Here is a 26,177-nt window from a genome sequence, read left to right on the forward strand (position 1 = left end):
AAAGGGAGGCATCCATTCGGATGCCTCCCTTTTGCTGTGCTCAGGTCGGCTGAACCGCCGGGCGCACCGAGAATCCGGAGTGGATGAAATAGCCGATCTCGTCGCAGATCTCGTCGACCGAGATCGCCTCGCCGGGCACGGTGGCGTGCACCATCTCCTGGGCCAGGGAGGTCACCGCGCCGATCAGCGCGAGCGTGAACAGGTGGAAACTGCGCGATTCGGCCTCGCCGCGTTCGGCGGCGCGCTGCGCCTCACGGGTGAGCAGACCGGAGATCGAGCGCCGCTGCCCGCGCCGCCACTCCTCGACCGCCGGACTCACCCCGACGACCTCGACGAAGAACACCCGCGCCGCCTTGCGATCGCGGCAGGTCACCGAGAGGAACGCGCGGAAACTCTCCACCACGCGCACCACCAGTGGCTGATCGCCGGTGCGCGCGAGCGCCTCGTCGAGCCGCTGGAGCGCGGCGGTGTTCAACCGGTCGACGAGCGCGATCAGCAGGGCTTCGCGGCTGCCGATGTCCTCGTAGAAACTGCGGGTCGACACATTCGCCGTCGCGCACAGGCGCTCGATGGACGTCGAGGAATAGCCCTGGGTGCCGAATAGTTCCAGCGCGGCGTCGGTCAACCGACTGCGTCGCAAGGCAACTCGCTGTTGGCGCGACAATCCGCCATAACTGCGACCACTGTCGGATTCATCCGCACGCCGAACCACGGATGCATGCTAGCGCGCACCGGTCCGGCATCCGAGCGATTCGCCAACCACCGTGCCCCCAATTCCACTGGCACATCGAAAGTGTCGCCGCGCGACTACTCCGTTTCCGGTGTGGGCTCGACGATTATCGCCACCTCGTAATCGGTGAGATGACCAGTGAACTCAGACGAGGGCCCGTACGGCCGCGATCGTATCGGCCTGGGCGGGTTCCTTGTCCGGTCGATAGCGCAGCACGCGGGCGAAGCGCAGCGCCACGCCGCCGGGGTAACGGGTGCTGGTCTGCACCCCGTCGAGCGCGATCTCGACGACCAGTTCGGGGCGCAGGTAGACCGTCTGATCGTCGCGGTGGGCCTCGTGGCGCACAAACTCCTCGGTCTGCCAGCGGAGCAGTTCGTCGGTGAGGCCCTTGAACGTCTTGCCGACCATCACCGGCTCGCCGGTGTCCGGATCGCGGGCGGCCAGGTGCAGATTCGACAGGAATCCGGTGCGCCTGCCGTACCCCCATTCCGCACCGATCACCAGCAGGTCGAGGGTGTGCGCCGGTTTGATCTTCTGCCAGGACTTGCCGCGACGGCCCGCCGCGTAGGGCGCGTCGAGCGCCTTGATCATCACGCCCTCGTTGCCGACCGCGAGCGCGTCGTCGTAGTACTCGGTGGCGGCGTCGAGGTCGGGGGCGATGAGCGCGGGAATGCTGTGCGCACCGGCCACCTGCTCGAGCGCGGTGCGGCGCACGCGCAGCGGTTCGTCGAGCAGGTCGACGCCATCGAGGTGCAGGCAGTCGAAGAAATAGGGGTGCAGGAGCAGTTTTTGGGCGTCGGCGACGGTGGCGAAGCGGCTCATCGTCTCCTGGAACGGCCGGGGGCGGCCCGCGTCGGTCAGCGCGAGGGTCTCGCCGTCGAGGACGACGCTGGTGCAGTCCAGTCCGGCGACCAGCTCGACGAGTTCGGGCACCCCCGCGGTGATCTCGCGCAGCGTCCGCGTGAAGACCCACACCTGCTCGCCGCGGCGATGCACCTGGATGCGGGCGCCGTCGAGTTTGTGTTCGACGCTCACCCTCGGTCCGAGCTCGGCCAACGCCTCGTCCAGCGCGCCACCCGGCGAGGCCAGCATGGGCGCGACCGGCCGCCCGACCTCGAGCCGGAACTCCGCCAGCGCCGCCGCTCCACCGGTGAGCGCGGCTTCGGCGGTGGCGGGCAGCCGGCCCGAGAGCATGTGGGCGCGCCGGACCACCTCGACCGGGATGCCGGTGGCGACGGCCAGCGCCTCGACGACCACCGCGGCCAGCGCGCCCTGGCGCAGTTCACCGGTGAGCAGCCGGATCAGGAACGACTGCTCGTCCTGGGTGGCGGCGGTGAACAGCTCACCCAGCATGTCGCGGCGTCTGATCGTGGAACCGGTGCCGCTCAGGCCGGTCAGCTGGGTGAAGACCGCGTCCACGGCGTCAACCGTCAGGTTCGCCTGCGCACTCGGCGGCGTCTGCACACCGGCCACCGTGCGCCACCCCGCGCCGATGCGGCCCTGGGTCAGGTCACCGGAGAGCCAGGCGACCACGGTCCCGATCTCGCCCGGACTCGCGGCAGCGAACAGTTCGGCCAGCGCGGCGATCTTCGCCTTGCGCGACCGGGTCGCCCGCACCGCCGCCGACACCGTGACGACATCGCTGAACAGCACCTCACGACGGTAATACAACCGCCCGCCGCCGTCAGCGGCCACGCCGCGCGGACATTTGCGCAAACGGTCCGGCCGTCAGATGATCGGTAGGTGCGGTGGAACCTGAACGGCGACGGAGATCAGCGAGTGAACCCGGGTGGCGATGATGCTGAGCAGCCCGTGGAACTCCGCGGGCGCGGTCTCGGTGATCGACTGCAGGGATCGCAGATCGTGGTCGATCTTGGCCAGGACCTCGCTGGTGTCCTCGGGTCCGGCCGCCAGCGCCGTGGCGATCTCCTCCAGCGGTATCCCCTGGGCTTCCAGGCGCTGGACGAGATGGACCCGGTCGACGTCGGCCGGGCTGTAGAGGCGGTAGTTCCCCGCACTGCGTTGCGCGGGGACCAACAGACCCAAACTCGTGTAATAGTCGATGGTGCGGGCACTGACCTCGGCGCGGGCAGCCAGTTCACCGATCTTGAGCAATGCGTCGGCCATCAGGCCCTCCTTCCGGCGCGCAGGTAAACCATACAGTGCCACGTGTTACTGTCTGACAAGTCTGCCAGGCAGGCGCCGACCGAACGAACGCGAGGTAGACCAAGAGATGATGACGTACGCCGTGGCGAGCTCTACGACGAACCTGGCATTGCTCCCCGGCTTTCTCGATCCGGTGAACCTGCTCAACTCGTTCGGCACCTGGATGCTCGTCGGGCTGCTGCTCGTGGTGTTCATCGAATCCGGGCTGCTGTTCCCGCTGCTGCCGGGCGACTCGCTGCTGTTCACCGCCGGTCTGATCGCCGCCTCGAAGTCCACCGAGATCGAGCCCTTCGCCCCGATCTGGCTGCTCATGATCCTCATTCCGATCGCTGGCATCGCCGGTGACCAGGTGGGCTATGTGATCGGCGCCCGCGGCGGCACCGCGCTGTTCAAGGAAGACTCCAAGTTCTTCAAGAAGAAGTACATCGACGAATCGCACGAGTTCTTCGTCAAGCACGGCCCGATCACCATCGTGCTCGCCCGCTTCGTGCCGATCGTGCGCACCTTCGCCCCGGTCGTGGCCGGCGCGGCGAACATGAAGTACCGCATCTTCGTGACCTACAACGTCATCGGCGGCATCGCGTGGGGCTCCGGCGTCACCTTCCTGGGCTACCTGCTCGGCCAGATCGAGTTCGTGCGCGACAACATCGACTACATCTTCCTGCTGATCGTCGCGGTCTCGGTGCTGCCGATCGTCATCGAAGTCGGCAAGCGCGTCTTCGGCAAGAAGCGGACCGAGTCCGCCGATCTCGAAACCGAGCACGTCGGTTCATGACCGACCCCGCCTCTGACCGACCGGTCGACCCGGAGGTCCGATCGTGCTGACCGTGTTGAGTATCCTGCTCGGCGTTGTCGTCGTCCTGCTCATCACCGCGCTGACCGGCTATTTCGTCGCGCAGGAATTCGCCTACATGGCCGTGGACCGGTCGCGGCTGGCCGCGGCCGCCGAGGCCGGTGACTCCCGCGCCGGCCGCGCGCTGGCCGTCACCCGGCGCACCTCGTTCATGCTCTCGGGGGCGCAACTGGGCATCACCGTCACCGGTCTGCTGGTCGGCTATGTCGCCGAGCCGCTGATCGGGCGCGGGCTGGGCGAGCTGCTGGGCGGTGTCGGTGTGCCGACCGCCGTCGGCGTGGCGGTCGGCACCGTGCTGGCCATCGCGTTCTCCACCCTGGTCCAGATGCTGTTCGGTGAGCTGTTCCCGAAGAATCTGGCCATCGCCAGGCCCGAGCCGGTGGCCCGGTGGCTGGCGACCTCGACCACGCTGTACCTGAGGCTGTTCGGCTGGCTGATCTGGCTGTTCGACCAGTCCTCGAACATACTGCTGCGCGCCCTGCGGATCGAGCCGGTGCACGATGTCGAGCACTCGGCCACCCCGCGCGATCTCGAACACATCGTCGCGGCCTCCCGCGATGCCGGGGAGCTGCCGCGCGAGCTGTCCACCCTGCTCGATCGCATCCTGGACTTCCCGACCAGTACCGCCGAGCACGCCATGATCCCGCGTGCCAGGGTCGACACCGTCGGCATCGACGACTCCGTCGCCGAGGTGCTGCGCACGATGGGCACCGGCCACACCCGCTACCCCGTGATCGGCGAGACCACTGACGACCTGCGCGGCGTCATCGACCTGAACGATCTACTCGGCGGCCCGCCCACCGGCACTGTCGCCACCCGACTGCGGCCCGCGGTCATGGTGCCGGGTTCACTGCCGCTGCCCCAGGTCGTCGCCCAGCTCGACGCCGTGCGCGACGAGATGGCGCTGGTGGTGGACGAGTACGGCGGTTTCGCCGGCATCGTCACCATCGAGGACATCGCCGAGGAACTGGTCGGCGAGATCGACGACGAGCACGACCTGGCCTCGGACGCGCAGATCGTCGCCGAGGAGGACGGCTGGCTGGTGCCGGGCGATCTGCGGATCGACGAGGCCGAGCGTCTGCTCGACGTGCGACTGCCGTCCGGCGACTACGACACCGTGGCCGGACTCGTGATCGACACCTTCGCCGGGCTGCCACCGGTGGGCACCGTCGTGGAGATCACCGTGCTGCCCGAGGGCGCCGACTACGCGAGCGCCCACCCACCCACGGACCGGACCGTGGTCGCCGAGGTCCGCGAGATCGACCATCACGTCCCCGCCACGGTCGCGTTGACCGTCCGCCGCGATCAGGAGCCCGCCGTCGATGAGTAATCCGTGGACTATCACGGCCGTCACCATCGCGCTGATCGCGGCCAGTGCCTTCTTCGTCGCGGTGGAGTTCGCCCTCATCGCCGCCCGCAGGCACCGGCTCGAGGACGCCGCGCCGAACAGTCGCGCCGCCCGCGCGGCCCTGCGCAGCTCGACCGAACTCTCGGTGCTGCTGGCAGGTTCCCAGCTCGGCATCACCGTATGCACCCTCGCCCTCGGCGCGATCACCAAGCCCGCGGTGCATCACTGGCTCACCCCGCTGATCGAGCAGGTCGGCGCCCCACTGTGGGTCGCCGATGTGGTGGGCTTCGTCCTGGCGTTGATCGTGGTGACATTCCTGCACCTGGTGGTCGGCGAGATGGCGCCCAAGTCCTGGGCGATCGCGCACCCGGAGAAGTCGGCCACCATGCTCGCGCTGCCGATGCGCGCGTTCATGTGGCTCACCAGGCCGCTGCTCACCGTGCTGAACCAGCTGGCCAACGCCTGCCTGCGCAAGGTCGGGGTGACTCCGGTCGACGAGGTCGACGCCGGGCAGAATCCGGCCGCGCTGCGCCACCTGGTCGAACACTCGGCCACCGTCGGCACGCTCGACGAGCGCTACCACGGCAATCTCACCAGCGCGCTGGAGCTCGAACGCCTCACCCTCGGCGACATCGTGCACCCCGACCCTGATCCCAGCACGGTCGTGCCCGCGGCTGACTCCGACACCATCCAGGAGACCTCCCGGGCGAGCGGACACTTGCGTCTGCTGGTCCGCGACGCGGCGGGCATCCACGGCGTCGTGCACGTGCGCGACTCGCTCACCGAGCCGAACGCCACCGCACGGGATCTCATGCGTCCCGCGCTGACGCTGTCCACGACCCTGCCGGTCTACGAGGCGCTGGGAATCATGCGGGAGGGCCGCAACCATCTCGCGGTGATCGCCGCTCCCGAGTCGAGGGAGTTCATCGGGATCGTCACCATCACCGATGTCCTGCATCGACTGCTGCCCGACGCCGCCACGCCCGGCCTGTGATCCATCGCTCAGGCAGCGCTGTTAAGAATCCGTTGGCAAGGTTGCGAAACCACCCATAAACTGGACATATGGCCAAGACCTATGTCGGTGCGCGGCTGCGTCAGCTGCGCACCGAACGAGGACTGAGCCAGGTCTCACTAGCCCAGAAACTGGAGATCTCGGCCAGCTACCTCAACCAGATCGAGCACGATGTGCGGCCGCTCACCGTGCCGGTACTGACGCGGATCAACGAGGTCTTCGGCGTCGATCCCACCTTCTTCTCCGCCCACGACGACACCCGGCTCATCGCCGAACTGCAGGAAGTCGTGATGGACGCGGAGCTGGGCATCGAGGCCGACACCAAGGAGATCGCCGACATGGTCTCGGCGCATCCGTCGATGGCGCGCGCGCTGGTGGCCATGCACAACCGGTACCGCAACACCAGCGCCCAGCTGGCCGCCGCCACCGAGGACCGGTTCGCCGACGGTTCCGGCAGCGCCGCGATCAGCAAGCCGCACGAGGAAGTGCGCGACTACTTCTATCAGCGCCAGAACTACATCCACGAACTCGACACCGCCGCCGAGGATCTCACCGCCCGCATCCGGTTCCACGGTGGCGAGGTGAGCACCGAGATCGGCCGGCTGTTGCGCGCGCACGGCGTGCGGATCAGCGAGCGGATCGACCTCGGCGAGGGCGTGCTGCACACCTTCGATCCCGAGACCAAGCAGCTTGAGATCTCCCCGCACCTGTCCGGCGGGCAGCGCACCTTCAAGCTGGCCGCCGAGCTCGCTTATCTCGAATGCGGGCCACTGCTGGAAAAGCTGGTCGACGAAGGCAATTTCGCCTCCGAGGCCTCGCGCAAGCTCGCCATGCTCGGCCTGGCCAACTACTTCGCCGCCGCGACGGTACTGCCCTACACCCACTTCCACGAGGTGGCCGAAGACTTCCGCTACGACATCGAGCGCCTGTCGGCCTTCTTCTCGCAGAGCTTCGAGACGGTCTGCCACCGCCTCTCCACCCTGCAGCGCCCGACCCTGCGCGGCGTCCCGTTCTCCTTCGTCCGGGTCGACCGCGCGGGCAACATGTCGAAGCGCCAGTCCGCCACCGGTTTCCACTTCTCCGCCAGCGGTGGCACCTGCCCGCTGTGGAACGTCTACGAGACCTTCGCCTACCCCGGCAAGATCATGACCCAGATCGCCCAGATGCCCGACGGCCGCAAATACCTCTGGGTCGCCCGTACCGTCGAACGCCGCGCCACCCGCTACGGCCAACCCTCCAAGACCTTCGCCATCGGGCTGGGCTGCGAACTACGCCACGCGGGTCGCGTCGTCTACGCCGACGGCATCGACCTCGGCGAAGCCACTGCCACCCCCATCGGCGCGGGCTGCCGAGTCTGCGTCCGCGCCAACTGCCCCCAACGAGCCTTCCCACCCCTGGGCAAGTCCCTCGACATCAGCGAACACCGCAGCTCCGTGTCGCCCTACCTGATCAAATAGTCAGAAGGCTTCTTCGGGGATGGTCATGATGTCGTTGTCGAGGGTGGCGAGGATGGTCTTGGTCGCGGCGAGTTGGGGCAGGACGTTCTTGGTGAAGAAGGTGGCCGCGGCGATCTTTCCTTCGTAGAAGGGGCGGTCCTTGGGGGTGGATCCGGCGGTGAGGGCGACGGTGGCGACTTCGGCTTGGGTGAGCAGGCGCCAGGCGATGAGGTAGTCGCCGACGGCCATGAGGAAGCGGACCGAACCCAGGCCGACCTTGTAGAGCTCGGTGGGATCGGACTGGCCGGCCATGGCGTAGCCGGTGAGGGTGGCGGCCATGGCGGCGATGTCGGCCTGGGCGGTGCGCAGCAGGGCGCGTTCGGTGGCGAAGCGGCCGGTGTCGTTGTCCAGGAAGGCGGTGATCTGGGCGTTGACGTGGGCCAGGGCGGCGCCCTGATCGCGAATGATCTTGCGGAAGAAGAAGTCCTGCGCCTGGATCGCGGTGGTGCCCTCGTAGAGCGAGTCGATCTTGGCGTCGCGGATGTACTGCTCGATCGGGTAGTCCTGCAGATAGCCGGAGCCGCCGAAGGTTTGCAGTGACTCGGTGAGCAGCTGGTAAGCGCGTTCGGAACCGACGCCCTTGACGATCGGCAGCAGCAGGTCGTCCACGCGGTGCGCCAGCTCGGGATCGGCACCCGAGACCAGTTGTGCCACATCGTCGTTCTGATGCGCGGCGGTATACAGATACACCGCCCGCAGCCCCTCCGCGTACGCCTTCTGCATCGCCAGCGACCGTCGCACGTCCGGGTGATGAGTGATGGTGACGCGCGGCGCCGCCTTGTCGGCCATCTGCGTCAGATCAGCGCCCTGCACCCGCGTCTTGGCGTATTCCAGGGCATTCAGATACCCCGTCGACAACGTCCCGGACGACTTCACCCCGACCGTCATCCGCGCGTTCTCGATCACCTTGAACATCTGCGCGATCCCGTTGTGCACATCACCGACCAGCCACCCCTTGGCCGGAACCGAGGTGCCGCCGAAGGTCACCTCACAGGTGGGCGAGGACTTGATGCCCATCTTGTGCTCGACCCCGGTCACATACACCCCGTTGCGATCACCGAGTTCCAGTGTCTGCGAATCGAACAGGAACTTCGGCACATAGAACAGCGACAACCCCTTGGTTCCAGGACCGCCACCCTCCGGCCGGGCGAGCACCAGGTGGAAGATGTTCTCGGCCGCCTCGCCCACGTCACCGCCGGAGATGAACCGCTTCACCCCTTCGATGTGCCACGACCCGTCGGGCTGGGGCACAGCCTTGGTCCGGCCCGCGCCCACATCGGACCCGGCATCGGGCTCGGTGAGCACCATGGTCCCCTGCCAGCCGCGTTCGAAACCGCCACGCGCCCAGCGTTTCTGCTCGTCGTTGCCCACTTCGTAGAGCACCGAGCCCATCAGCGGACCCATGTTGAAGAAGCTGGCCGACGGATTGGCGCAGATGATGAGCTCGTTGATCGCCCACATCAGCACATTGGGCGCGGCGGTACCGTCCATGCCCTCCGGCATGCCGAGGCGGTACCAGCCCGCCTCGTGCACGGCGGCCACCGTCTTGCGCAGCGGCTCGGGCACGGTGATGTCGAAGGTGGTGGGGTCATAGACCACCGGATTGCGGTCGGCGTCGGCGAAGGACTCGGCGATCGGCCCCTCGGCCAGCCGCTTCACCTCGTCGAGGATCTGGCGGACCGTCTCGGAGTCGAGGTCGCCGTAGGCGCCGGTGTCGAGGAGCTTGTCGAGCCCGAGCACCTCGAAGAGATTGAACTCGATGTCGCGCACGTTTGCCTTGTAGTGCCCCACTGGGGTCCTCCTCGACTGACCTCGCGCGACCCGTCGTCGCGCGTTTGGGCTGTTCGACGTCGTACGAATGGCAAGCGTGCCGCACCGGTCACGGGCTACGCAACCGTAGGCACACCGGTGTCCGATTCGGGTTGCGATGAACAATTCACATATCGGAAACAGATGAAACCGGGCCGTGATCGACAGATATTCCGGTGCAACATGAGCCGCCTACTGTCTCGAATCACGAATACAGCCGCTGTATACAACCCGGTGTACATCCAGTCGCCGGGGCGCAGCGGTGTTCGTTGTGGCGCGTATGGCGTCACCGTTACACCTGATGAGGAGAACCGCCCCATGTCTGAATCCCGTTTGGTCAAGGCACTCGCCGTGCCTGCCGCGGCGGCCATCGCCGGATTGTTGCTCACCGGTTGCGGTGCGCGTGACGATGCCACCGAAACGACCGCCGTGTCCTGCGTGGACACCAGCGCCGACACCATCAAGGTGGGCTCGCTGCACTCGCTGTCGGGCACCATGGCCATTTCCGAGGTCACCGTGGCCAACTCGACCAAGCTGGCGATCGACCAGATCAATGCCGCGGGCGGGGTACTCGGCAAGAAGATCGAGATGGTCCTCGAAGACGGCGCCTCGGACCCCAAGACCTTCGCCGAGAAGGCGGAGAAGCTGATCAGCTCCGACTGTGTGGCCGCGGTGTTCGGCGGCTGGACCTCGTCGAGCCGCAAGGCGATGAAGCCCAAGTTCGAGAGCTTGAACTCGCTGCTCTACTACCCCGTGCAGTACGAGGGCCTGGAAGACAGCAAGAACATCTTCTACACCGGTGCCACCACCAACCAGCAGATCGTCCCCGCGCTGGACTACCTCAAGGAAAAGGGCGTCAAGTCCCTGTACCTGGTGGGCTCGGACTACGTCTTCCCGCAGACCGCCAACCGCGTGATCAAGGCCTACGCCGAGGCCAACGGCATCGAGATCAAGGGCGAGGACTACACCCCGCTCGGCTCCACCGACTTCTCCACCATCGTCAACAAGGTGCGCTCCGCCGACGCGGACGCGGTGTTCAACACCCTCAACGGTGACTCCAATGTCGCCTTCTTCCGCGAGTACACCAACGCCGGCCTGAAGGCCGCCGAGATGCCGGTCGTCTCGGTGTCGATCGCCGAGGAAGAGGTCGGTGGCATCGGCGCGCAGAACATCGCGGGCCAGCTGACCGCCTGGAACTACTACCAGACCGTCGACAGCCCGGCGAACACCAAGTTCGTCGCCGATTACAAGGCCGCCTTCGGCGCCGACAAGCCCACCTCGGACCCGATGGAAGCCGCCTACACCTCGGTCTTCCTGTGGAAGAACACCGTCGAGAAGGCCAACTCCTTCGCCGTCGCCGACATCCAGGCCGCGGCCGACGGTGTCAGCTTCGAGGCTCCCGAGGGCCTGGTCACCATCGACGGCTCCAACCACCACATCTCCAAGACCGCCCGCATCGGTGAGATCCGCGCCGACGGCCTGATCTACACCACCTGGGATTCCGGTGAGGCGATCGAGCCGGACCCGTACCTGACCTCCTACGACTGGGCCGAGGGCCTCAAGTAAGTAGCCCGACAGGTGTGGGACGCGCGCACCGCGCGTCCCACACCGCCCCATTTCCAAGGAGTCCGCTGCAATGGACGTACTGATCGGCCAGCTCTTCACGGGGTTGAGCCTGGGATCAATTCTTCTGCTCGCCGCACTCGGCCTGTCACTGACCTTCGGTCAGATGGGCGTCATCAACATGGCGCACGGCGAGTTCATCATGGCCGGCTGCTACACGACCTATGTTGTGCAGCAAGTGTTCTCATCGGCTGGTGTGTCGCTGCTCGTCTCATTGCTGATGGGCTTCCTCGTGGGTGGCCTGCTCGGCGCCGCCCTGGAAATGGGGTTGATCCGCTGGATGTACGACCGGCCGCTGGACACGCTGCTGGTCACCTTCGGTGTCGGCTTGGTGCTGCAACAGGCCGCGCGTGACATCTTCGGCGCACCGGCCAAGAACGTGCTGGTGCCCGAATGGCTCAGCGGCGGCATCACCATCATGGGCGCGGTGGTCCCCAAGACCCGCATCTTCATCCTGGTGCTGGCGATCGTCGCGGTGACCGCGCTGGCCGCCGTACTCAAGACCACCCCGATGGGCAGGCGCATCCGCGCGGTCGTGCAGAACCGCGGCTTGGCCGAAACCAGCGGCATCTCCTCACGTTTCACCGATATCAGTACGTTCTTCATCGGTTCCGGCCTCGCCGGTGTGGCCGGTGTCGCGCTCACCCTGATCGGTTCGACGAGTCCCACCATCGGGCAGAGCTATCTGATCGACGCGTTCCTCGTGGTCGTGATGGGCGGCCTCGGCCAGATCAAGGGCACGGTGATCGCGGCGTTCGCGCTCGGCCTGCTCAACTCGTTCATCGAATACTCCACCACCGCGTCGATCGCGAAGGTGATCGTGTTCGTGCTGATCGTCATCTTCCTGCAGGTGCGCCCGCAGGGCCTGTTCACCGTGCGGACAAGGAGCCTGGCATGAGCGCATTCACCGAACGCCTCCGCGCCCATCCTCGGGCAACCCCGCTCGTCGGCTTCGGCGTCGCCGCGATCCTGCTGTTCGCCGTGGCCCCCGCGGTACTCAGCGATTTCCGCCTGAACCTGCTCGCCAAGTTCCTCTGCTTCGCCATCGTGGCGGCCGGTATCGGCTTGGCCTGGGGCCGGGGCGGCATGCTCACCCTCGGCCAGGGCGTGTTCTTCGGCATCGGCGCCTACATCATGGCCATGCACATGCAGCTCGCCGATGCCGCGCGCCTGGGCGAGGATGTCCCCGAGTTCATGCAGATCTCGGGCATCAGTGAACTGCCGGGCTTCTGGCAGCCGTTCAGTTCCGCGCCGGTCACGATCATCGCCATCCTGGTGCTGCCCGCGCTGGTGGCCGCGGCGCTCGGCTACGGCGTGTTCAAGCGCCGGGTCCGTGGCGCCTACTTCGCCATCCTGAGCCAGGCGCTCGCGGCGGCGCTGGCCATCCTGCTCACCGGTCAGCAGGCGATCGGTGGCTTCACCGGCCTGTCGGACTTCCGTTCCTTCTTCGGTTTCCGGCTCTCGGACCCGGCCAACCGGCAGATGCTGTTCTTCATCGCGGCGGGCACGCTGCTGGTGGTCGTCGCGCTGATCCGTCAGCTCAACCGCAGCCGCTACGGCGAACTGCTGGTCGCGGTGCGCGACGCGGAGGAGCGGGTGCGCTTCCTCGGCTACGACCCGGCCAACATCAAGATCGTCGCCTACGTGGTCGCCGCGTTCCTCGCCGGTATCGCCGGTGCGCTGTTCACTCCGATCGTCGGCATCATCTCCCCCGCCGACATCGGCGTCATCCCGTCGATCGCGTTCCTCATCGGTGTCGCGATCGGTGGCCGCACCACGCTGCTCGGCCCGGTTCTCGGCGCGATCGGCGTGGCCTGGGCGCAGACCTCGCTGTCGGAGTCGTTCCCCTCGGGCTGGACCTACATGCAGGGCATCTTGTTCATCGTGGTGGTCGGCTTCATCCCGGCCGGGCTCGCCGGTCTGTGGCCACTGCTGCGCGGCTGGCTCGACAGCAGGCGCGCGAGCACCACACCGCCGCCGCCACCGGCAGCGGACACCGTCGGCACCGAGGAGAAGGTGGAAGCGCGATGACCGAACCCACGCACGAACCCAAAGCCGGCGGCAACGCGGGCATGGACAGTGACTACCTCGAAATCCGCGGTCTCTCGGTGAGTTTCGACGGATTCAAGGCGGTCACCGATGTCGACCTGACCGTGCTGCAGGGCGACCTGCGGTTCCTGATCGGACCCAACGGCGCGGGCAAGACCACGCTGATCGACGCCATCACCGGCCTGGTCCCGGCCACCGGCTCGGCGCAGAAGGCCGGTGTCGAACTGCTCGGCCAGAAGGTGCACCAGATCGCCCGCCTCGGCATCGGGCGCACCTTCCAGACCGCGAGTGTGTTCGAACAGCTCACCGTGCTGCAGAACCTCGACATCGCCGCGGGCGCGGGCCGCTCGCCGCTGTCGCTGCTGCGCACCCGCAAGTCGGTGCTGCCCAGCATCGAAGAGGCTTTGGAGACAACTGGTCTGACCGACCTGCGGGACAAGCCGGCGGGTGTGCTCGCGCACGGGCAGAAGCAGTGGCTCGAGATCGGCATGCTGCTGGTGCAGAACGCCTCGGTGCTGCTGCTCGACGAGCCCGTCGCGGGCATGAGCGCCGAGGAGCGCGAGGAGACCGGAAACCTGTTGCGCCGCATCGGCGGCGACCGCGTGGTCATCGTCGTCGAGCACGACATGGACTTCATGCGGTCCTTCGCCACCTCGGTCACCGTGCTGGCAGGCGGCAAGGTGCTCAGCGAGGGCAGTGTCGAACAGGTGCAGGCCGACCCGAAGGTACAGGAGGTCTACCTCGGCACCGCGGCGCTGGCCACCGACGACCTGCCAACGACAGACAAGGAGTCGGCGGATGCTTGAACTACACGAGATCCATTCCGGTTACGGCCGCACCGAGGTGATCCACGGTGTCAGCCTGACCGTTCCCGACGACAGCGTGGTCGCCATCATGGGCCACAACGGGGCGGGCAAGACCACCCTGCTGCGCACCGCGGTGGGCCTGCTCGGTACCAAGTCGGGCACGATCACCTTCGACGGCGAGAAGATCACCAAACTCTCGCCCTCGCAACGGGTCAAGCGCGGCATCGCCTATGTGCCGCAGGGCCAGCAGAGCTTCCCCCAGCTGAGCACCGCCGAGAATCTGCAGGTGGTGGCGGACGGGCGCAAACGCGGCAAGGCGCTCATCGACGAGTCGCTCGACCTGTTCCCCGCGCTGCGTGAGCTGCTGACCCGCAAGGCGGGACTGCTCTCGGGCGGTCAGCGTCAGCAGCTGGCGATCGCCCGCGCGCTGATCACCGAACCCAAGCTGCTCATCCTCGACGAGCCGACCGAGGGCATCCAGCCCTCGGTGGTGGCCGAGATCGAGCGCACCATCATCGAATTGACCCAGCGCGGCGGGCTGAGCGTGCTGCTGGTGGAGCAGCACATCGGCTTCGCGCTGCAGGCCGCCCAGCAGTACTACGTCCTGCATTCGGGGCATCTCGGTTCGAGCGGCGCGGGCGGGGCCGGCGCGGAATCCGCGGTCCGCGCGGCGATGGCCATCTGAACGCAGGCACGCACAATGGCACACAGGGGGCGGGTGTCACTGGCGGAGCGAGTCTATGCCGAGCTTCGCCACGATCTCGCCACCGGAACGCTCCAGCCGACCGAACGGTTGCGAGCCGAACGGCTGGCCCAGCGGTACGGCGTCTCGCGGACTCCGGTGCGCGAGGCGCTGGCCCGGCTGCAAGCCGATGGACTCGTCCAGCGCCACGCCGACGGCCTCTACCTCTACCGGCCGCGACTCGACGAACTCGATGAGTTGTTCGAGTTGCGGATAGTGCTGGAGTCCAGGGGTTTCCAGCGCATCGCTGTCACCGGCCCGGCGCATCCACGTGGCGCGTCCGCCCATGATCTGCTCGCCGTGCGCGCCGAACTGGCCCGCTGGCGCGAGTTCCGCGACGATCCGCCGGACCCCGGACCCGACCTGGTCGCCGCCGACGAGCGTTTCCACACCGAATTGCTCAGGGCTGCGGGGAATTCCGCGTTGGCCGAGGCGCTGACCGCGGTGTACGAGCGGGTGCGTCCCGTCCGCACCTTGGACGTGCCCAATGCCGAGCGGGTCGCGGCGATGACCGCCGAGCACATCGTCATCGCCGAGCAGGTGCTCGCCGGTGACGACGAACGCGCGCTGCGCACCCTCACCGCGCACATCAATTCCTCTCGCGCCCACGTGCGGGTCCGCGCGGAGCAGGCGATCGCGTTCACCAAACTCGGTCGCGCCGTGCGGGATTGATGCCGGTCAGCAGTCCGGCTGGAACGGCCAGCACTGCACCTGGCTGGCCGGGGTCGGCACGCTGGTGGTGGTCTCGGTGGTCTCCGACATCGGACGCGGCCGCGGGGAATCGCGGATCAGGGCCGCACCGACCACGACGAAGACCACCAGCACCCCGAGCAGTGCGACAGCGAGCACGACCACCGAGGCGAGCTTGCCGCGCGAGCCCTCGGTGACCGGCGGTGGCGTCGGTTCGACGGGTTTGCGCATCTGCTGCGGGATCGGGGTGGGCGGCGGACGGTTCTCCTGGAAGCCGTCCTCGGCCAGGTCGGCCCGGTTCGGCGCCAGCTCGGCCAGGCCGAGCGCGGTGCAGGTGTTGCGTACCCGATCGATGGTCCAGTCGCGCGGTCCCGCGGAGAACCCCTCCAGGTAGATCTGCAACTCATGAGCGTCGACGGTATTGGCGACAAGCACGTCGAGGCCGGGCCGCAGCGCGGTACGCGCGGGCCGGACCACCACGCCCCGATACGGAATCAGCACCACCCCGCCGCAGACGTGCCTGCTGTCCTGCAACGCGTTTTCCAGCGCCACCCGCACCGCGTGTACCCCGTGCTCGACCCGGTCGGTGAGTCCGTGCGGGTTCTCCACGTCGAGGTCGAGCGGGCTGTCGCTGATCGTCCATTCGCCCTGCGCCGAGAGCGCGAGCAGTCCGCTCTGCCGTCGCCGGAAGCCCTTCACCTCGATCACGGTGATCCCCCGTGGGGTGATCACCACCGCCCCGAGCCGACGATCACCCACCCGGCAGTCGACCAGCGCGAGCCCCGTGCTCGACAAGGCGCGCAGGCATTCGACGAACTCCCGCTCGGCGCCGGTGAGCTCCGCACCCGGCCTGATCCGAACCAGCATTCCGATGTTTCCCCTACCGTGCCGCGACCTCGCACCGCCGCCGCGCGCTGCGGTACCCACCGATAATGACGCGCAACTGTTCCGAAAACCACTGGAAAGCAAAGAAAAACAGGAGTACTCCCGCACTCGCCACGAAATCCACCTACCGCCGGGTACGCTTTCGACTCGGCCGGGCGAGATCTAGACGACAGGTGGAGAAACGATGGATTCAGCGCCCCTACCACGCGTTTCGCCGGGACGGTTCGCCGAGCTCGGACCGATCAACTGGGTTGTCTGGCAGGCGCTTTCCCGGGCCGCGGGCACCGAGGACGCGCATCTGTTCAGCACACTGGGCCGCACCCGCGGCCTGTTCCGCGGCTGGCTGCACTTCTCCGGCAAGCTCATGCCCGGCGGCAGACTGCCCCGCGCGGAGGCCGAGCTGGTCATCCTGCGGGTGGCCCACCTGCGCGACTGCGACTACGAGACCGACCACCATCGGCGCCTCGGCCGCAAGGCGGGCCTGACCGCGGTCGAGATCGATCGCGTCGGCGCGGGCCCCGAGGCCGAGGGGTGGACGCCGCGGCAGCGGGCCCTACTCGCCGCCGTCGACCAGCTGGTGGCCACCCGCAACGTCGACGACCCCGCCTGGACCGAGCTGGCCGCGCACTACGACGAGCGGCTGCTGATCGAGATCGTGCTGCTGATCAACCAGTACGAGGGGCTGGCCTCGACCATCACGACACTGCGCATCGAGCGCGACACCTTCTGAGGTGTGATCCATCCCATAGGGCGGCCCGGCGGAATTCTGCGCACAGTTAAGACGTACAAAGTACAGAGTTCATCGCCTTCGAGGAGAGCCCATGCAGATCACCGGTTCCGCCATCTCGCTCAACGTCGCCGACCCGCGGGCCTCGGCGCGGTTCCTGATCGACCACCTCGGCTTCGTCGAGCAGATGGCTTCTGACGGGTTCGTCTCGCTGACCAGGCCCGATGCGGGGGTGAATGTCATCTACCTGCGCACCGGGCTCGCCACCTTCAAACCGGCCAGAATCGCGGGCAGCGCGGGTGAGGGGCTACTGCTGGCGTTCGTCGTCGACGACATCGACGGCCAGTACGAGCGACTGCGCGCCGAGGGCGTCCCGATCGAGACGCCGATAGAGACCGAGGAATGGGGCGAGCGCTACTTCCAGATGACCGACCCCAACGGGATCGTCATCCAGCTCGTGCAGTGGGTGTGAGGCTCAGTCGCGCCGGGCGACCCGCAGCGCCGCGACGATCATCGGGATCTGCAACGGCAGTCGGGCCAGCACCCCGGCCTTGAAGGCGGGCGAGGCCTTCGGACTGCCGACCACGTCGACGGCCATCTGCACATTGGCCGGGAAGACGCCGACGAACAGCGCCGCGGCCAGCCAGCCACCCAGCCGACGCGTACGCGGCACCGCCAGCGCCGTCGCCACGCCCAGCTCGGCGACCCCGGACCCGTAGGTGTAGGTCCGCGGGTTGCCGGGCAGCTTCGGCGGCACGATGCGGTCGAAGAACTGGGGCGAGACGAAGTGCAGGACACCCGCCACGAACAGCAGCCCGCTCAACCAGGAATGGGCGCGCCGACGGGGAGTTTCAGTAGCCACGTCCCGCACTCTGCCACACCGCAACGCCCCCGCCCACCCCTCAGCTCAGGATCGCGCGCAGGGCCTCGACCGGCGAGGTGGGCGCCGCGCCGAGCAGTGTGCGCAGGTCGCCGGTGTCGACCTCGAGCAATCCCGCGGCGATGCCGGTATCGGCGTCGGCCAGGGTCGCGGCCACGGCGTCGGGGAGTCCGGCCTGACGCAGGACGGCCGCGTAATCGGCCTCGGTCAGGTTCTCGTAGCGCACCGGCTCGCCCGTGACCTGCGCGATCACCGCGGCGAGATCGGCGCCGGTCAGCGCGTCGTCACCACCGAGTTCATAGACGCGACCCTCGTGGCCGTCAGTGGTGAGCACCTTCGCCGCCGCGGCGGCGTAGTCGGCGCGGGTCGCACCGGAGACCTTGCCCTCGCCGGACGCGCCGGTGAGCACGCCGGTCTGTGCGGCGTGCGCCGCACCGGCCGCGTAGTTCTCCCAGTACCAGCTGTTGCGCAGCAGGACCGTCGGCACGGTCGCGGTGGCGAGAACCTCCTCGGTGCCCCGGTGGTCCTGCGCGAGGATCATCGGATTCTCCGTGGCCAGCGGGATGCTGGTGTAGGCGAGCAGATCCACGCCCGCCCGCTCGGCGGCGCGAATGACGTTGGTGTGCTGGGCGACTCGCTGCCCGATCTCACTGCCCGAGATCAGCAGCAGCCGATCGACGCCGGCCAGTGCCGCGTCGAGGGCGGCGGGGTCGTCGTACGAAGCCTGCCGGACGCGCACACCACGTTCGGCGAGATCCTCGATCCTGGCCGGATCACGCACGATGGCGACGGTCTCGACCCCGTCGGCCAGCAGGGCTTCGACGACGAGCCTGCCCAGTTGTCCACTCGCCCCGGTTACCGCGACAGCCATGAGTTCCTCCATACTGGTTTTCATGCACTAACTATTTGTTAGTACTATGCATTCATCATCAGCTCTGGTCAAGAGCGGTACCATCGTGACCATGAGCACGCAGCGTCCCCCGTCGACCGAGGACGATCAGACGCTGGAAGCCGACGTCTTCGCGCGCGACTGCGCGTCCCGGCCGGTACTGCAGAACATCGCCAGCCGCTGGGGAGTTCTCGCTCTGGTGGCGCTGCGTGAGGGGCCGTACCGGTTCAGCGCGCTGCGCAGACGGGTCGACGGAGTGAGCGAACGGATGCTCTCGCAGACCCTGCAGTCGCTCGAGCGCGACGGCATGGTGCACCGCGAGGTGCTGGAGGCGATTCCGCCGCGGGTGGAGTACACCCTCACCGAACTGGGTGCGCAGGTGGCCGACCGGCTGGAGTCGTTGATCGTGGTGCTGGAGACCAATATCGACGTCATCCGCGAGGCCCAGGAAAGCTACCGGCCCCGCGCCCGCCAACCCGAGGCTTCTGGCCAGATGTAGGCCCGCGTCGGTGCCCGCCGAGGAGGGCGGCGATGCTCGGCCCTACCCCACGCGCCCGCCGAATACCGCGACTCAACGGCCGAGAGCGGGGACCGGGATGTACTCAGAACTGCGCGGGAGCTACCCGTGTTCTCGCCGCACGAGGTCGGCGAATGTGGTGAAGGTATAGCCCTTGGCTCGCAGGCCGGTGACGATGCCGGGAACGGCGGCGGCTGACTCCTGGCCGTACATGACGTGGAGCAAGATGATCGAGCCGGGGCGGGTGTTGGCGAGGGTGTCGGTGACGATCTGTTCACGGGTGACGCCACCCTGGGAATCGGGCTCGACGTCCCAGGTGACCGTGGTGCGGTCATGGTCGGCGAGGTATTTGGGCAGGGCCCAGAGTTTCTTGCCGTAGGGCGGGCGGAAGGTGATCGCGCCCTGGTAGCCGGTACGACGGATCTCGCTGTCGGTGCGTTCGACCTCGCTGCGCACGGTGTCGCCGGAGACCAGCACCATCCGGGGGTGGGAATAGGTGTGATTGCCGATCTCGTGACCCGCTGCCGCGATGGCCGCGCCGTACTCGGGGTGCTCCGCCAAGTCGTCGCCGACGAGGTAGAAGGTGGCGGGCACGTCGAGGTCGGCCAGCATGCGCAGCACCTCGGGGGTGCGCTCGGTCGGGCCGTCGTCGAAGGTGAGCGCGACCAGTTTCTCGTTCGTCTCGACCCGATCCACCAGTCGCCCCGCCAGCTGGTAGGTCCGCGAATTCATCAGCGCGTACAGCCCCGTGGTCACCGCGAGCATCACCACGATGCCGACAACCCCACCGGCCAACCACTGACGACGCACCCCCGCTGTATACCCGAGCCGGGAGCGCGGTGCGAGATTGCGCTACCTCACACGATGACCTGGACGATGTCGCCCGGGTTCAGGTAGTCGAAGAATCGGTGCGCGCCATCCTCGGTCATTCGCACACAACCGTGCGATTGCGCCTGGATCGGGCCCACATGGAATGCCATGTCCCCATTGAAGAAGGTGGCCCACCGCATCGGCGCGTTGTGCATCGTGCTCCAGTGGAATTCCCGCTTGAACGAAACGCGGGTCACCGCGGGCGGCGTCTCGAATCCGGCCTTCCCGTGCGAGATCGGCGTCGGCCCGAACACCACCCGCCCGTTGTCGACCAGCCAGGCCTCGTTCGTCGACAGCCGCATACAGGCCCGCGCCTCGACCACCGGGCACGGAGACGGGGTCGCGATGATGGAGGGGATGCCGGGGACATCTGGGCCACCTGGGAAAAGCGGCTCCGCCACCGCTGGCGCCACGGAGCTGAACCCAGCCACCGCCACCACCGCGGCACCTCGTGCCACCCAACCGAGAACGCGTTTGCTCACCATCGATAGTTGCCTCTCTGTCCGCCTCCCCGCGACTTCTGCCGGTCGTTGCGCACGGCAACAGCAGGGTGCCGGGCCGGCGGATGCGAGGAAGTCAGCTTGTGGGCGTGCCCGGCGAGTTACCCATGTACTCACGAGATCAGGTGGAGCGACTAACAAGCGAACGAGCTACGAAGATCATCGGCTACCGACACCGATTAACCAAATCTCTCCCCGGCAATTTGACCGAAAAGAAATACAAGAAAACCTGCCCGCACACAGAAAGGGGCCCGGTGCCAACCGGCACCGGGCCCCGAAACCCGCGAATCAGAAGTTGATCATGTGCCCAGCAAGGCCATGGATGGCCTCCTGCAGCGCTTCGCTCAACGTCGGATGCGTGTGCACATTCCGAGCCAGCTCGTTCACCGTCAGATCCCACTTCTGCGCCAGCGTCAGCTCCGGCAGCAGCTCGGACACATCAGGCCCGATCAGATGCCCACCGAGGAGCTCACCGTGGGTCTTGTCCGCGATCAGCTTCACGAAGCCGGTCGGATCGGCCAGGCCGTGCGCCTTGCCGTTGGCGGTGAACGGGAAGGTCGCGACCTTCACGTCATAGCCCTCGTCGCGAGCCTGCTGCTCGGTGAGACCGAAGCTCGCGACCTGCGGCTGACAGAACGTGGCCCGCGGCATCATCCGGTAGTCACCGAGCGTCAGCGTCTCCGCGCCGCCGATGGTCTCGGCCGCGACCACACCCTGGGCCTCGGCGACGTGCGCCAACTGCAGCTTGGCGGTGACGTCACCGATGGCGTAGATGTGCGGCACGGTGGTGCGCATGTACTCGTCGATCTCGATGGCGCCGCGGTTGGTGAGGGCGACACCGGTGGTCTCCAGGCCGTAGCCCTCGACGCGGGGCGCGAAGCCGACGGCCTGCAGCACCTTGTCGACGGTGACGGTCTCGACCGCGCCGGAGGCGTTGTCCTTGATCTGGACGGTGACCTTGGAGCCGTCGTCGTCGATGGTCTGCACGGCCGCACCGGTGGTGATGGTGATGCCGAGCTTCTTGTACTGCTTGGTGATCTCCTTGGAGACGTCGATGTCCTCATTGGGTAGCGCGCGGTCGAGGAATTCCACGATCCGCACGTCGACGCCGTAGTTCTTGAGGACGTAGGCGAACTCCATGCCGATCGCGCCCGCGCCGACGATGAGGATCGAGCCGGGCAGGTCGCGAGTGAGGATCTGCTCCTCGTAGGTCACGACATTGTCGGAGAGCTGGGTGCCCGGCAGCAGCTTGGTGGTGGTGCCGGTGGCGATGATGGCGTTGTCGAACGTGATCGTCTCCACGCCGCCCTTGGTGCGGGCCACATCGAGGGAGTTCGGGCCGGTGAAGGTGCCGAGGCCGTCGAACTCGTCGATCTTGTTCTTCTTCATCAGGAAGTGCACGCCTTTGACGCGCCCGTCCGCCACCTTGCGGCTGCGGTCGAACGCCGCGCCGAAATCGAAGCTGACCTCACCGGAGATGCCGAAGGTCTTGGCTTCCTTGTGGAAGATATGGGCCAGTTCGGCGTTGCGCAGCAGTGCCTTGGACGGGATGCAGCCCACGTTCAGGCACACGCCACCCCAGTATTTCTGCTCGACAATCGCTGTTCGCAGGCCGAGTTGAGCGGCGCGGATCGCGGCGACATATCCGCCGGGACCAGCGCCGAGAACGACGACATCGTAGTGGGAAGTCACGGCACCGAGCCTAACTCTGTTTCGAACACTTCACCCACCCGTCCCCCACATAGGTGAGATACACCCGACTCCTCCCTGGGCCCGGTGATCACCGGGCCCTTTCCGGGGTGCGCCAGACCTGCTGCGCGACGCGAGCGAAGTTGCCGTGGAAGAGGGCGGCGCGTTCGCCGGGGGTGAAGCCCCGGGTGGCGAGGAGGTCGTCCAGTCCACGGGCGCCCAGTAGTTCTTCGGGCGAGACCCATTGGAGTGGGCCCCATCGGGTGTAGGAGTCGGAGAACGCCGCGGGGTTGTCGCGGATCTCGTCGTTGAATTCCTCGCCGTCGAAGGAGTAGTCCGAGCCGATGCCGATGTGGTCGATGCCGACCAGGTCGACACCGTAGCGAAGGTGGTCGGCCATGGCGGTGAGACGGCCCTGATGGTCGTCGGGGTCGTTGTGGCCCAGGAAGATTCCGACGCCGTTGATACCGATGACACCGCCGGTCGCGGCGCACGCCCGCGCTTGGTCATCGGTGATGTTGCGCGGATGCTCCCACAGCGCGGCGAAATTGGAGTGGCTGTAGATCATCGGAACCGCGGTGTGGGTGGCGATGTCGAGGCCGGTGCGGCGCGAGCAGTGCGAGCCGTCGGCGAACACCCCCACCTCGTTGAGCTTGCGCACCAAGTCTTTTCCGTAGCCGGTGAGGCCGGTGTCGTGCGCGTCCAGGCATCCACAGCCCGCCGCGTTGGCGTGGTTGTAGGTGGGCAGCAGCGAGCGGACGCCGAGCCGGTGGAACAGCTCGACAGTGTCGAGATCGCCGCCGAGCGGCGCGGAATCCTCCAGGTCGAAGGCCAGGGCGATGACATCGTCGCGGCCGACATCGGCGAGGGACTCGACCAACCGGAACCGCGGATCGACCGCCGCCTCGTCCCGGAACTGGTGCAGCAGCGCCAGCGAATCCGCGGTGTTCTGCGCCGAGTAGCCGACGTTCACCGACAGGTAGGACCCGAGCGGGTACCTGGCAAGTTCCGCGATCCGCGCCGTCTGGCGCAGCGGCAGACAGCAGTGCTGTTCCCACAGCCGTGGCGGCACCGATCACCTCCGATTCTCGTTCGTGACCAGCGATTCTACGTTTCGCGGCCGTCCCGGAACCGGACCGACGCTAACGCGCTGCCCGATCTGTCCGATCAACAAGTAACTTCACCCACTGCCCGAAGGCGGTGCGACGTGCGTCGCTTCCTCATATTCCTGGCCTCCCTCGCGACCTGTGCGAGCCTGTCGACCCTGCCCGCCGCGGCCACCCCGTCCTCCTGCGGGAACAGCTGGGGCTCGCTGGACAAGCTCGCCTCGGACTATGCCCCGGCCACCGTGGGCGATGTCCGCGCGGGCCGCCACCACTGCTTCGACCGGCTCGTCGTCGACCTCACCGGTCCGGCGGGCGGCTACCGGGTGGCCTACACCGACCGGGTCACCCAGGACGGTTCCGGTGACCCGGTCCCGCTGCGCGGTGGCGCGTTCCTGCACGTCATGGTCCAGGCCCCGGCCTATGACGAGGACGGCAACAGCACCTACCGCCCGGCCGACCGCACCGAACTCGTCGACATGCGCGGCTACCAGACCTTCCGGCAGGCATCCTGGGCCGGTTCGTTCGAAGGCCAGTCCGGCCTCGGCCTCGGCGTCCGCGCCCGGCTCCCGTTCCGGGTCATGACGCTCGACGGTCCCGGTGCGGGATCGCGCGTGGTGATCGACGTCGCCCACCACTGGTGACCCACCACCCTGGCCGTTCTGACCTGGTCGGCACCTCCGCCCGCTGATGCGATCCACCACATCGGCAACAATGTGGGGATGACCGGCGTTGAGCAGAATGTGACCGATTCCTATCTCTGGCTCGAGGACGTGACCGACGAGGGCGCACTGGACTGGGCGCGCGCCCGCAACGAGGTGGTGGCGCGGCGGTTCGCCTCGACCGAACGATTCGCCGATATCGAGCAAGACGTACTCGCGATGCTCGACGACGACACCAAAATCGCCTTCCCCGGGCGGCGCGGACCGTGGCTGTACAACTTCTGGCGCGACGCCGAGCACAAGCGGGGGCTGTGGCGCCGGACCACCTTCGAGTCCTACGCCACCGACGAGCCCGACTGGGACGTGCTGATCGATGTCGACGCCCTGGCCGAGGCCGACGACGAGAACTGGGTGTGGGCGGGCGCGGCGGTGCTTCGCCCCTCGCAGGAACGCGCCATCATCCATCTGTCCCGCGGTGGTGCGGACGCGACCGTCGAACGCGAATTCGACATGACGACAAGGACGTTCATCGCTCCCGAGGACGGTGGCTTCTTCCTTCCCGAAGCGAAGTCGCGGATCGGCTGGATCGATGCCGACACCGTCTACGTCGGCACCGATTTCGGGCCGGGCTCGCTCACCGACTCCGGGTATCCGCGCATCGCCAAGCGCTGGGCGCGCGGCACCGCGTTGGCCACGGCCGACACGGTGTACGAGGGCGAGGCGAGCGATGTGTCGATCGGCGCGGGCTACGACCGTCACCCGGGCTTCGAGCGCCACTACGTGGCCAGGTCCACCGACTTCTTCAACGAAGAGGTCTACCTGCTCGACGACGACGGCTCATGGCGCCTGGTGCAGACCCCGACCGACGCCGATGTCGGCTGGTACCGCGACTGGCTCACGGTGCGGCTCAAGACCGCATGGGAGGTCGGCGGCACGACCTACGAGCCCGGCAGCCTGCTCGTCACCGATCTACCCGCATTCCTCGGCGGTGGCCGGGAATTCGAGGTGCTGTTCGCGCCGGACCCGCACACCTCGCTGCACACCTACGGCTGGACCGAGCACCACCTGATCCTGACCACCCTGCGCGATGTGCAGACCGAACTGCGGGTCCTCACACCCGGCCCCGACGGTTGGACCAGTACTGAACTGCCCGACACCCCCGCCATGTCGACCACCTCGATCAACAATCTCGACCCGCTCGAGGGCGGCGACGAATTCATGCTCACCACCACGGGTTTCACCACGCCGACCACCCTGCTGAGCACCGCCGTCGGCGAGAGCCCGGTGGTGTTGAAGGAATCGCCGGAGTACTTCGACGCCGAGGGCATCGAGACCGAGCAGTTCTTCGCCACCTCCGATGACGGAACCTCGGTGCCCTACTTCGTGATTCGCCATCGAGATCGGCGCGGCACTCCGACGCCGACGATCATGAGCGGCTACGGCGGCTTCGAGATCTCCCGTACGCCGGGGTATCTGGGTGGCGCGGGCGCCGCGTGGCTGGCGCGCGGCGGCACCTATGTGATGACCAACATCCGCGGCGGCGGCGAGTACGGCCCCGAATGGCACACCGCCGCACTGAAAGAACACCGCCACCGCGCCTTCGAGGACTTCGCCGCGATCGCGCGCGACCTGGTCGCGCGCGGCATCACCACCCCCGATCGCCTCGGCGCGGTCGGCGGCAGCAACGGCGGCCTGCTGATGGGCGTGATGCTCACCCGGTACCCGGAACTGTTCGGCGCGATCCTGTGCCAGGTGCCGCTGCTGGACATGAAGCGCTACCACCTGCTGCTGGCGGGCGCGTCCTGGATCGCGGAGTACGGCGACCCGGACAAGCCGGAGGAATGGGCCTACCTGAGCGAGTACTCGCCGTATCAGAACACCGATCCCGACAAGCAGTACCCGCCGATCCTGCTGGCCACCTCCACCCGCGACGACCGGGTGCATCCCGGCCACGCGCGAAAGATGGCCGCGCTGCTGGAATCCCAGGACCGCACCGTCTGGTACTACGAGAACATCGAGGGCGGGCACGGCGGCGCCGCCGACAACAAGCAGGCCGCCTACCTCGGCGCGCTGGGCTACGAGTTCTTCATCCAGATGCTGATGGAGGGACGCCGCTCGGCCTGAGCCGAGC

26 protein-coding genes are annotated in these 26,177 nt (G+C 67.4%); 15 read left to right on the forward strand and 11 right to left on the reverse strand.

Going from position 1 to position 26,177, the window contains the following annotated elements:
- Positions 1-40: 40 nt before the first annotated feature.
- The 3 genes from BOX37_RS30615 to BOX37_RS30625 form a co-directional block, all read right to left on the reverse strand.
- Complete coding sequence (locus BOX37_RS30615) at positions 41-640, reverse strand: TetR/AcrR family transcriptional regulator (RefSeq protein ID WP_240505115.1); 600 nt, start codon at positions 638-640, stop codon at positions 41-43.
- Positions 641-874: 234 nt separating this feature from the next.
- A complete protein-coding gene (locus tag BOX37_RS30620; RefSeq protein ID WP_071932019.1) occupies positions 875-2,383 on the reverse strand; it encodes an ATP-dependent DNA ligase in 1,509 nt (502 codons plus the stop codon).
- A gap of 75 nt (positions 2,384-2,458) precedes the next feature.
- Positions 2,459-2,857 carry a helix-turn-helix domain-containing protein gene (locus tag BOX37_RS30625; RefSeq protein WP_071930640.1) on the reverse strand — a complete coding sequence of 133 codons (399 nt, stop codon included), beginning with the start codon at positions 2,855-2,857 and terminating at the stop codon, positions 2,459-2,461.
- 106 nt (positions 2,858-2,963) lie between these two features.
- Between BOX37_RS30625 and BOX37_RS30630 the strand changes: the two genes are divergently transcribed.
- From BOX37_RS30630 to ramB, 4 genes are all read left to right on the forward strand, one after another.
- A complete protein-coding gene (locus BOX37_RS30630) occupies positions 2,964-3,671 on the forward strand; it encodes a VTT domain-containing protein (RefSeq protein ID WP_071930641.1) in 708 nt (235 codons plus the stop codon).
- Positions 3,672-3,714: 43 nt separating this feature from the next.
- Positions 3,715-5,079, forward strand: coding sequence for a hemolysin family protein (locus BOX37_RS30635; RefSeq protein WP_071930642.1), 1,365 nt, complete (start codon positions 3,715-3,717; stop codon positions 5,077-5,079).
- Complete coding sequence (locus BOX37_RS30640; RefSeq protein WP_071930643.1) at positions 5,072-6,091, forward strand: hemolysin family protein; 1,020 nt, start codon at positions 5,072-5,074, stop codon at positions 6,089-6,091. Before BOX37_RS30635 ends, BOX37_RS30640 begins: the two co-directional genes overlap by 8 nt.
- Before the next feature lie 68 nt (positions 6,092-6,159).
- Positions 6,160-7,566, forward strand: a complete 1,407-nt coding sequence (gene ramB / locus BOX37_RS30645; RefSeq protein WP_071930644.1) for an acetate metabolism transcriptional regulator RamB — start codon at positions 6,160-6,162, stop codon at positions 7,564-7,566.
- Here ramB and BOX37_RS30650 read toward each other — a convergent pair whose 3' ends face one another.
- A complete protein-coding gene (locus BOX37_RS30650) occupies positions 7,567-9,396 on the reverse strand; it encodes an acyl-CoA dehydrogenase (RefSeq protein WP_071930645.1) in 1,830 nt (609 codons plus the stop codon).
- 336 nt (positions 9,397-9,732) lie between these two features.
- On the opposite strand from BOX37_RS30650, the gene urtA reads away from it, so the two are divergent.
- The 6 genes from urtA to BOX37_RS30680 all read left to right on the forward strand — a co-directional run bounded on the left by urtA (position 9,733) and on the right by BOX37_RS30680 (position 15,306).
- Complete coding sequence (gene urtA / locus BOX37_RS30655) at positions 9,733-10,980, forward strand: urea ABC transporter substrate-binding protein (protein WP_071930646.1); 1,248 nt, start codon at positions 9,733-9,735, stop codon at positions 10,978-10,980.
- A gap of 70 nt (positions 10,981-11,050) precedes the next feature.
- Positions 11,051-11,935, forward strand: a complete 885-nt coding sequence (urtB, locus tag BOX37_RS30660) for an urea ABC transporter permease subunit UrtB (protein ID WP_071930647.1) — start codon at positions 11,051-11,053, stop codon at positions 11,933-11,935.
- The gene (gene urtC, locus BOX37_RS30665) at positions 11,932-13,068 is read left to right on the forward strand and encodes an urea ABC transporter permease subunit UrtC (RefSeq protein WP_071930648.1); all 1,137 of its coding nucleotides are present in this window, start codon (positions 11,932-11,934) and stop codon (positions 13,066-13,068) included. The genes urtB and urtC overlap by 4 nt, the downstream gene beginning before the upstream one ends.
- Positions 13,065-13,892: an urea ABC transporter ATP-binding protein UrtD gene (gene urtD / locus BOX37_RS30670; RefSeq protein ID WP_071930649.1), complete on the forward strand. Its 828-nt coding sequence runs from the start codon at positions 13,065-13,067 to the stop codon at positions 13,890-13,892. The genes urtC and urtD overlap by 4 nt, the downstream gene beginning before the upstream one ends.
- On the forward strand, positions 13,885-14,577 hold the full coding sequence (gene urtE, locus BOX37_RS30675; RefSeq protein WP_071930650.1) for an urea ABC transporter ATP-binding subunit UrtE: 693 nt from the start codon (positions 13,885-13,887) through the stop codon (positions 14,575-14,577). The genes urtD and urtE overlap by 8 nt, the downstream gene beginning before the upstream one ends.
- 15 nt (positions 14,578-14,592) lie before the next feature.
- The gene (locus tag BOX37_RS30680; RefSeq protein ID WP_071930651.1) at positions 14,593-15,306 is read left to right on the forward strand and encodes a GntR family transcriptional regulator; all 714 of its coding nucleotides are present in this window, start codon (positions 14,593-14,595) and stop codon (positions 15,304-15,306) included.
- A 6-nt stretch (positions 15,307-15,312) separates the two neighbouring features.
- Here BOX37_RS30680 and BOX37_RS30685 read toward each other — a convergent pair whose 3' ends face one another.
- Positions 15,313-16,191 (reverse strand): nuclease-related domain-containing protein, encoded by an 879-nt coding sequence (locus BOX37_RS30685; RefSeq protein ID WP_071930652.1) that lies wholly within the window; start codon positions 16,189-16,191, stop codon positions 15,313-15,315.
- A 202-nt stretch (positions 16,192-16,393) separates the two neighbouring features.
- Here BOX37_RS30685 and BOX37_RS30690 point away from each other — a divergent pair, with 202 nt between their 5' ends.
- Together BOX37_RS30690 and BOX37_RS30695 are read left to right on the forward strand one after the other, a co-directional pair.
- The gene (locus tag BOX37_RS30690; protein ID WP_071930653.1) at positions 16,394-16,939 is read left to right on the forward strand and encodes a carboxymuconolactone decarboxylase family protein; all 546 of its coding nucleotides are present in this window, start codon (positions 16,394-16,396) and stop codon (positions 16,937-16,939) included.
- A 91-nt stretch (positions 16,940-17,030) separates the two neighbouring features.
- Entirely contained in the window at positions 17,031-17,408 is a 378-nt protein-coding gene (locus BOX37_RS30695) for a VOC family protein (protein ID WP_071930654.1), read from the forward strand.
- 3 nt (positions 17,409-17,411) lie between these two features.
- On the opposite strand, the gene BOX37_RS30700 is transcribed toward BOX37_RS30695, so the two are convergent.
- Together BOX37_RS30700 and BOX37_RS30705 are read right to left on the reverse strand one after the other, a co-directional pair.
- A complete protein-coding gene (locus tag BOX37_RS30700) occupies positions 17,412-17,798 on the reverse strand; it encodes a DoxX family protein (protein ID WP_156910634.1) in 387 nt (128 codons plus the stop codon).
- A 40-nt stretch (positions 17,799-17,838) separates the two neighbouring features.
- Entirely contained in the window at positions 17,839-18,687 is an 849-nt protein-coding gene (locus tag BOX37_RS30705; protein WP_071932020.1) for an SDR family oxidoreductase, read from the reverse strand.
- 91 nt (positions 18,688-18,778) lie between these two features.
- Between BOX37_RS30705 and BOX37_RS30710 the strand changes: the two genes are divergently transcribed.
- Positions 18,779-19,204, forward strand: a complete 426-nt coding sequence (locus BOX37_RS30710) for a winged helix-turn-helix transcriptional regulator (protein ID WP_071930656.1) — start codon at positions 18,779-18,781, stop codon at positions 19,202-19,204.
- Positions 19,205-19,324: 120 nt separating this feature from the next.
- Here BOX37_RS30710 and BOX37_RS30715 read toward each other — a convergent pair whose 3' ends face one another.
- The 4 genes from BOX37_RS30715 to BOX37_RS30730 all read right to left on the reverse strand — a co-directional run bounded on the left by BOX37_RS30715 (position 19,325) and on the right by BOX37_RS30730 (position 23,353).
- Complete coding sequence (locus BOX37_RS30715) at positions 19,325-20,032, reverse strand: polysaccharide deacetylase family protein (protein WP_071930657.1); 708 nt, start codon at positions 20,030-20,032, stop codon at positions 19,325-19,327.
- Positions 20,033-20,079: 47 nt separating this feature from the next.
- Complete coding sequence (locus BOX37_RS35655; protein WP_240505116.1) at positions 20,080-20,394, reverse strand: L,D-transpeptidase; 315 nt, start codon at positions 20,392-20,394, stop codon at positions 20,080-20,082.
- A gap of 486 nt (positions 20,395-20,880) precedes the next feature.
- Positions 20,881-22,284, reverse strand: coding sequence for a dihydrolipoyl dehydrogenase (gene lpdA / locus BOX37_RS30725; protein ID WP_071930659.1), 1,404 nt, complete (start codon positions 22,282-22,284; stop codon positions 20,881-20,883).
- A gap of 88 nt (positions 22,285-22,372) precedes the next feature.
- The gene (locus BOX37_RS30730) at positions 22,373-23,353 is read right to left on the reverse strand and encodes a dipeptidase (protein ID WP_071930660.1); all 981 of its coding nucleotides are present in this window, start codon (positions 23,351-23,353) and stop codon (positions 22,373-22,375) included.
- A gap of 135 nt (positions 23,354-23,488) precedes the next feature.
- Here BOX37_RS30730 and BOX37_RS30735 point away from each other — a divergent pair, with 135 nt between their 5' ends.
- Positions 23,489-24,028 carry an AMIN-like domain-containing (lipo)protein gene (locus tag BOX37_RS30735; protein ID WP_240505117.1) on the forward strand — a complete coding sequence of 180 codons (540 nt, stop codon included), beginning with the start codon at positions 23,489-23,491 and terminating at the stop codon, positions 24,026-24,028.
- Between the two features lie 78 nt (positions 24,029-24,106).
- Positions 24,107-26,170 carry a prolyl oligopeptidase family serine peptidase gene (locus BOX37_RS30740; RefSeq protein WP_071930661.1) on the forward strand — a complete coding sequence of 688 codons (2,064 nt, stop codon included), beginning with the start codon at positions 24,107-24,109 and terminating at the stop codon, positions 26,168-26,170.
- Positions 26,171-26,177: the final 7 nt, after the last annotated feature.

The sequence above is a fragment of the Nocardia mangyaensis genome, from assembly GCF_001886715.1.
GTDB lineage: Bacteria > Actinomycetota > Actinomycetes > Mycobacteriales > Mycobacteriaceae > Nocardia > Nocardia mangyaensis.

Excerpts from the sequence above, each read along its gene's own strand:
- BOX37_RS30705 (WP_071932020.1), bottom strand. The coding sequence starts at position 18,687 with ATGGCTGTCGCGGTAACCGGGGCGAGTGGACAACTGGGCAGGCTCGTC.
- urtD (WP_071930649.1), top strand. The coding sequence starts at position 13,065 with ATGACCGAACCCACGCACGAACCCAAAGCCGGCGGCAACGCGGGCATG.
- BOX37_RS30680 (WP_071930651.1), top strand. The coding sequence starts at position 14,593 with ATGGCACACAGGGGGCGGGTGTCACTGGCGGAGCGAGTCTATGCCGAG.
- ramB (WP_071930644.1), top strand. The coding sequence starts at position 6,160 with ATGGCCAAGACCTATGTCGGTGCGCGGCTGCGTCAGCTGCGCACCGAA.
- BOX37_RS30695 (WP_071930654.1), top strand. The coding sequence starts at position 17,031 with ATGCAGATCACCGGTTCCGCCATCTCGCTCAACGTCGCCGACCCGCGG.
- urtC (WP_071930648.1), top strand. The coding sequence starts at position 11,932 with ATGAGCGCATTCACCGAACGCCTCCGCGCCCATCCTCGGGCAACCCCG.
- BOX37_RS35655 (WP_240505116.1), bottom strand. The coding sequence starts at position 20,394 with ATGCGGCTGTCGACGAACGAGGCCTGGCTGGTCGACAACGGGCGGGTG.
- BOX37_RS30640 (WP_071930643.1), top strand. The coding sequence starts at position 5,072 with ATGAGTAATCCGTGGACTATCACGGCCGTCACCATCGCGCTGATCGCG.
- BOX37_RS30625 (WP_071930640.1), bottom strand. The coding sequence starts at position 2,857 with ATGGCCGACGCATTGCTCAAGATCGGTGAACTGGCTGCCCGCGCCGAG.
- urtA (WP_071930646.1), top strand. The coding sequence starts at position 9,733 with ATGTCTGAATCCCGTTTGGTCAAGGCACTCGCCGTGCCTGCCGCGGCG.
- BOX37_RS30685 (WP_071930652.1), bottom strand. The coding sequence starts at position 16,191 with ATGCTGGTTCGGATCAGGCCGGGTGCGGAGCTCACCGGCGCCGAGCGG.
- BOX37_RS30710 (WP_071930656.1), top strand. The coding sequence starts at position 18,779 with ATGAGCACGCAGCGTCCCCCGTCGACCGAGGACGATCAGACGCTGGAA.
- urtB (WP_071930647.1), top strand. The coding sequence starts at position 11,051 with ATGGACGTACTGATCGGCCAGCTCTTCACGGGGTTGAGCCTGGGATCA.
- urtE (WP_071930650.1), top strand. The coding sequence starts at position 13,885 with ATGCTTGAACTACACGAGATCCATTCCGGTTACGGCCGCACCGAGGTG.
- BOX37_RS30740 (WP_071930661.1), top strand. The coding sequence starts at position 24,107 with ATGACCGGCGTTGAGCAGAATGTGACCGATTCCTATCTCTGGCTCGAG.
- BOX37_RS30690 (WP_071930653.1), top strand. The coding sequence starts at position 16,394 with ATGGATTCAGCGCCCCTACCACGCGTTTCGCCGGGACGGTTCGCCGAG.
- BOX37_RS30630 (WP_071930641.1), top strand. The coding sequence starts at position 2,964 with ATGATGACGTACGCCGTGGCGAGCTCTACGACGAACCTGGCATTGCTC.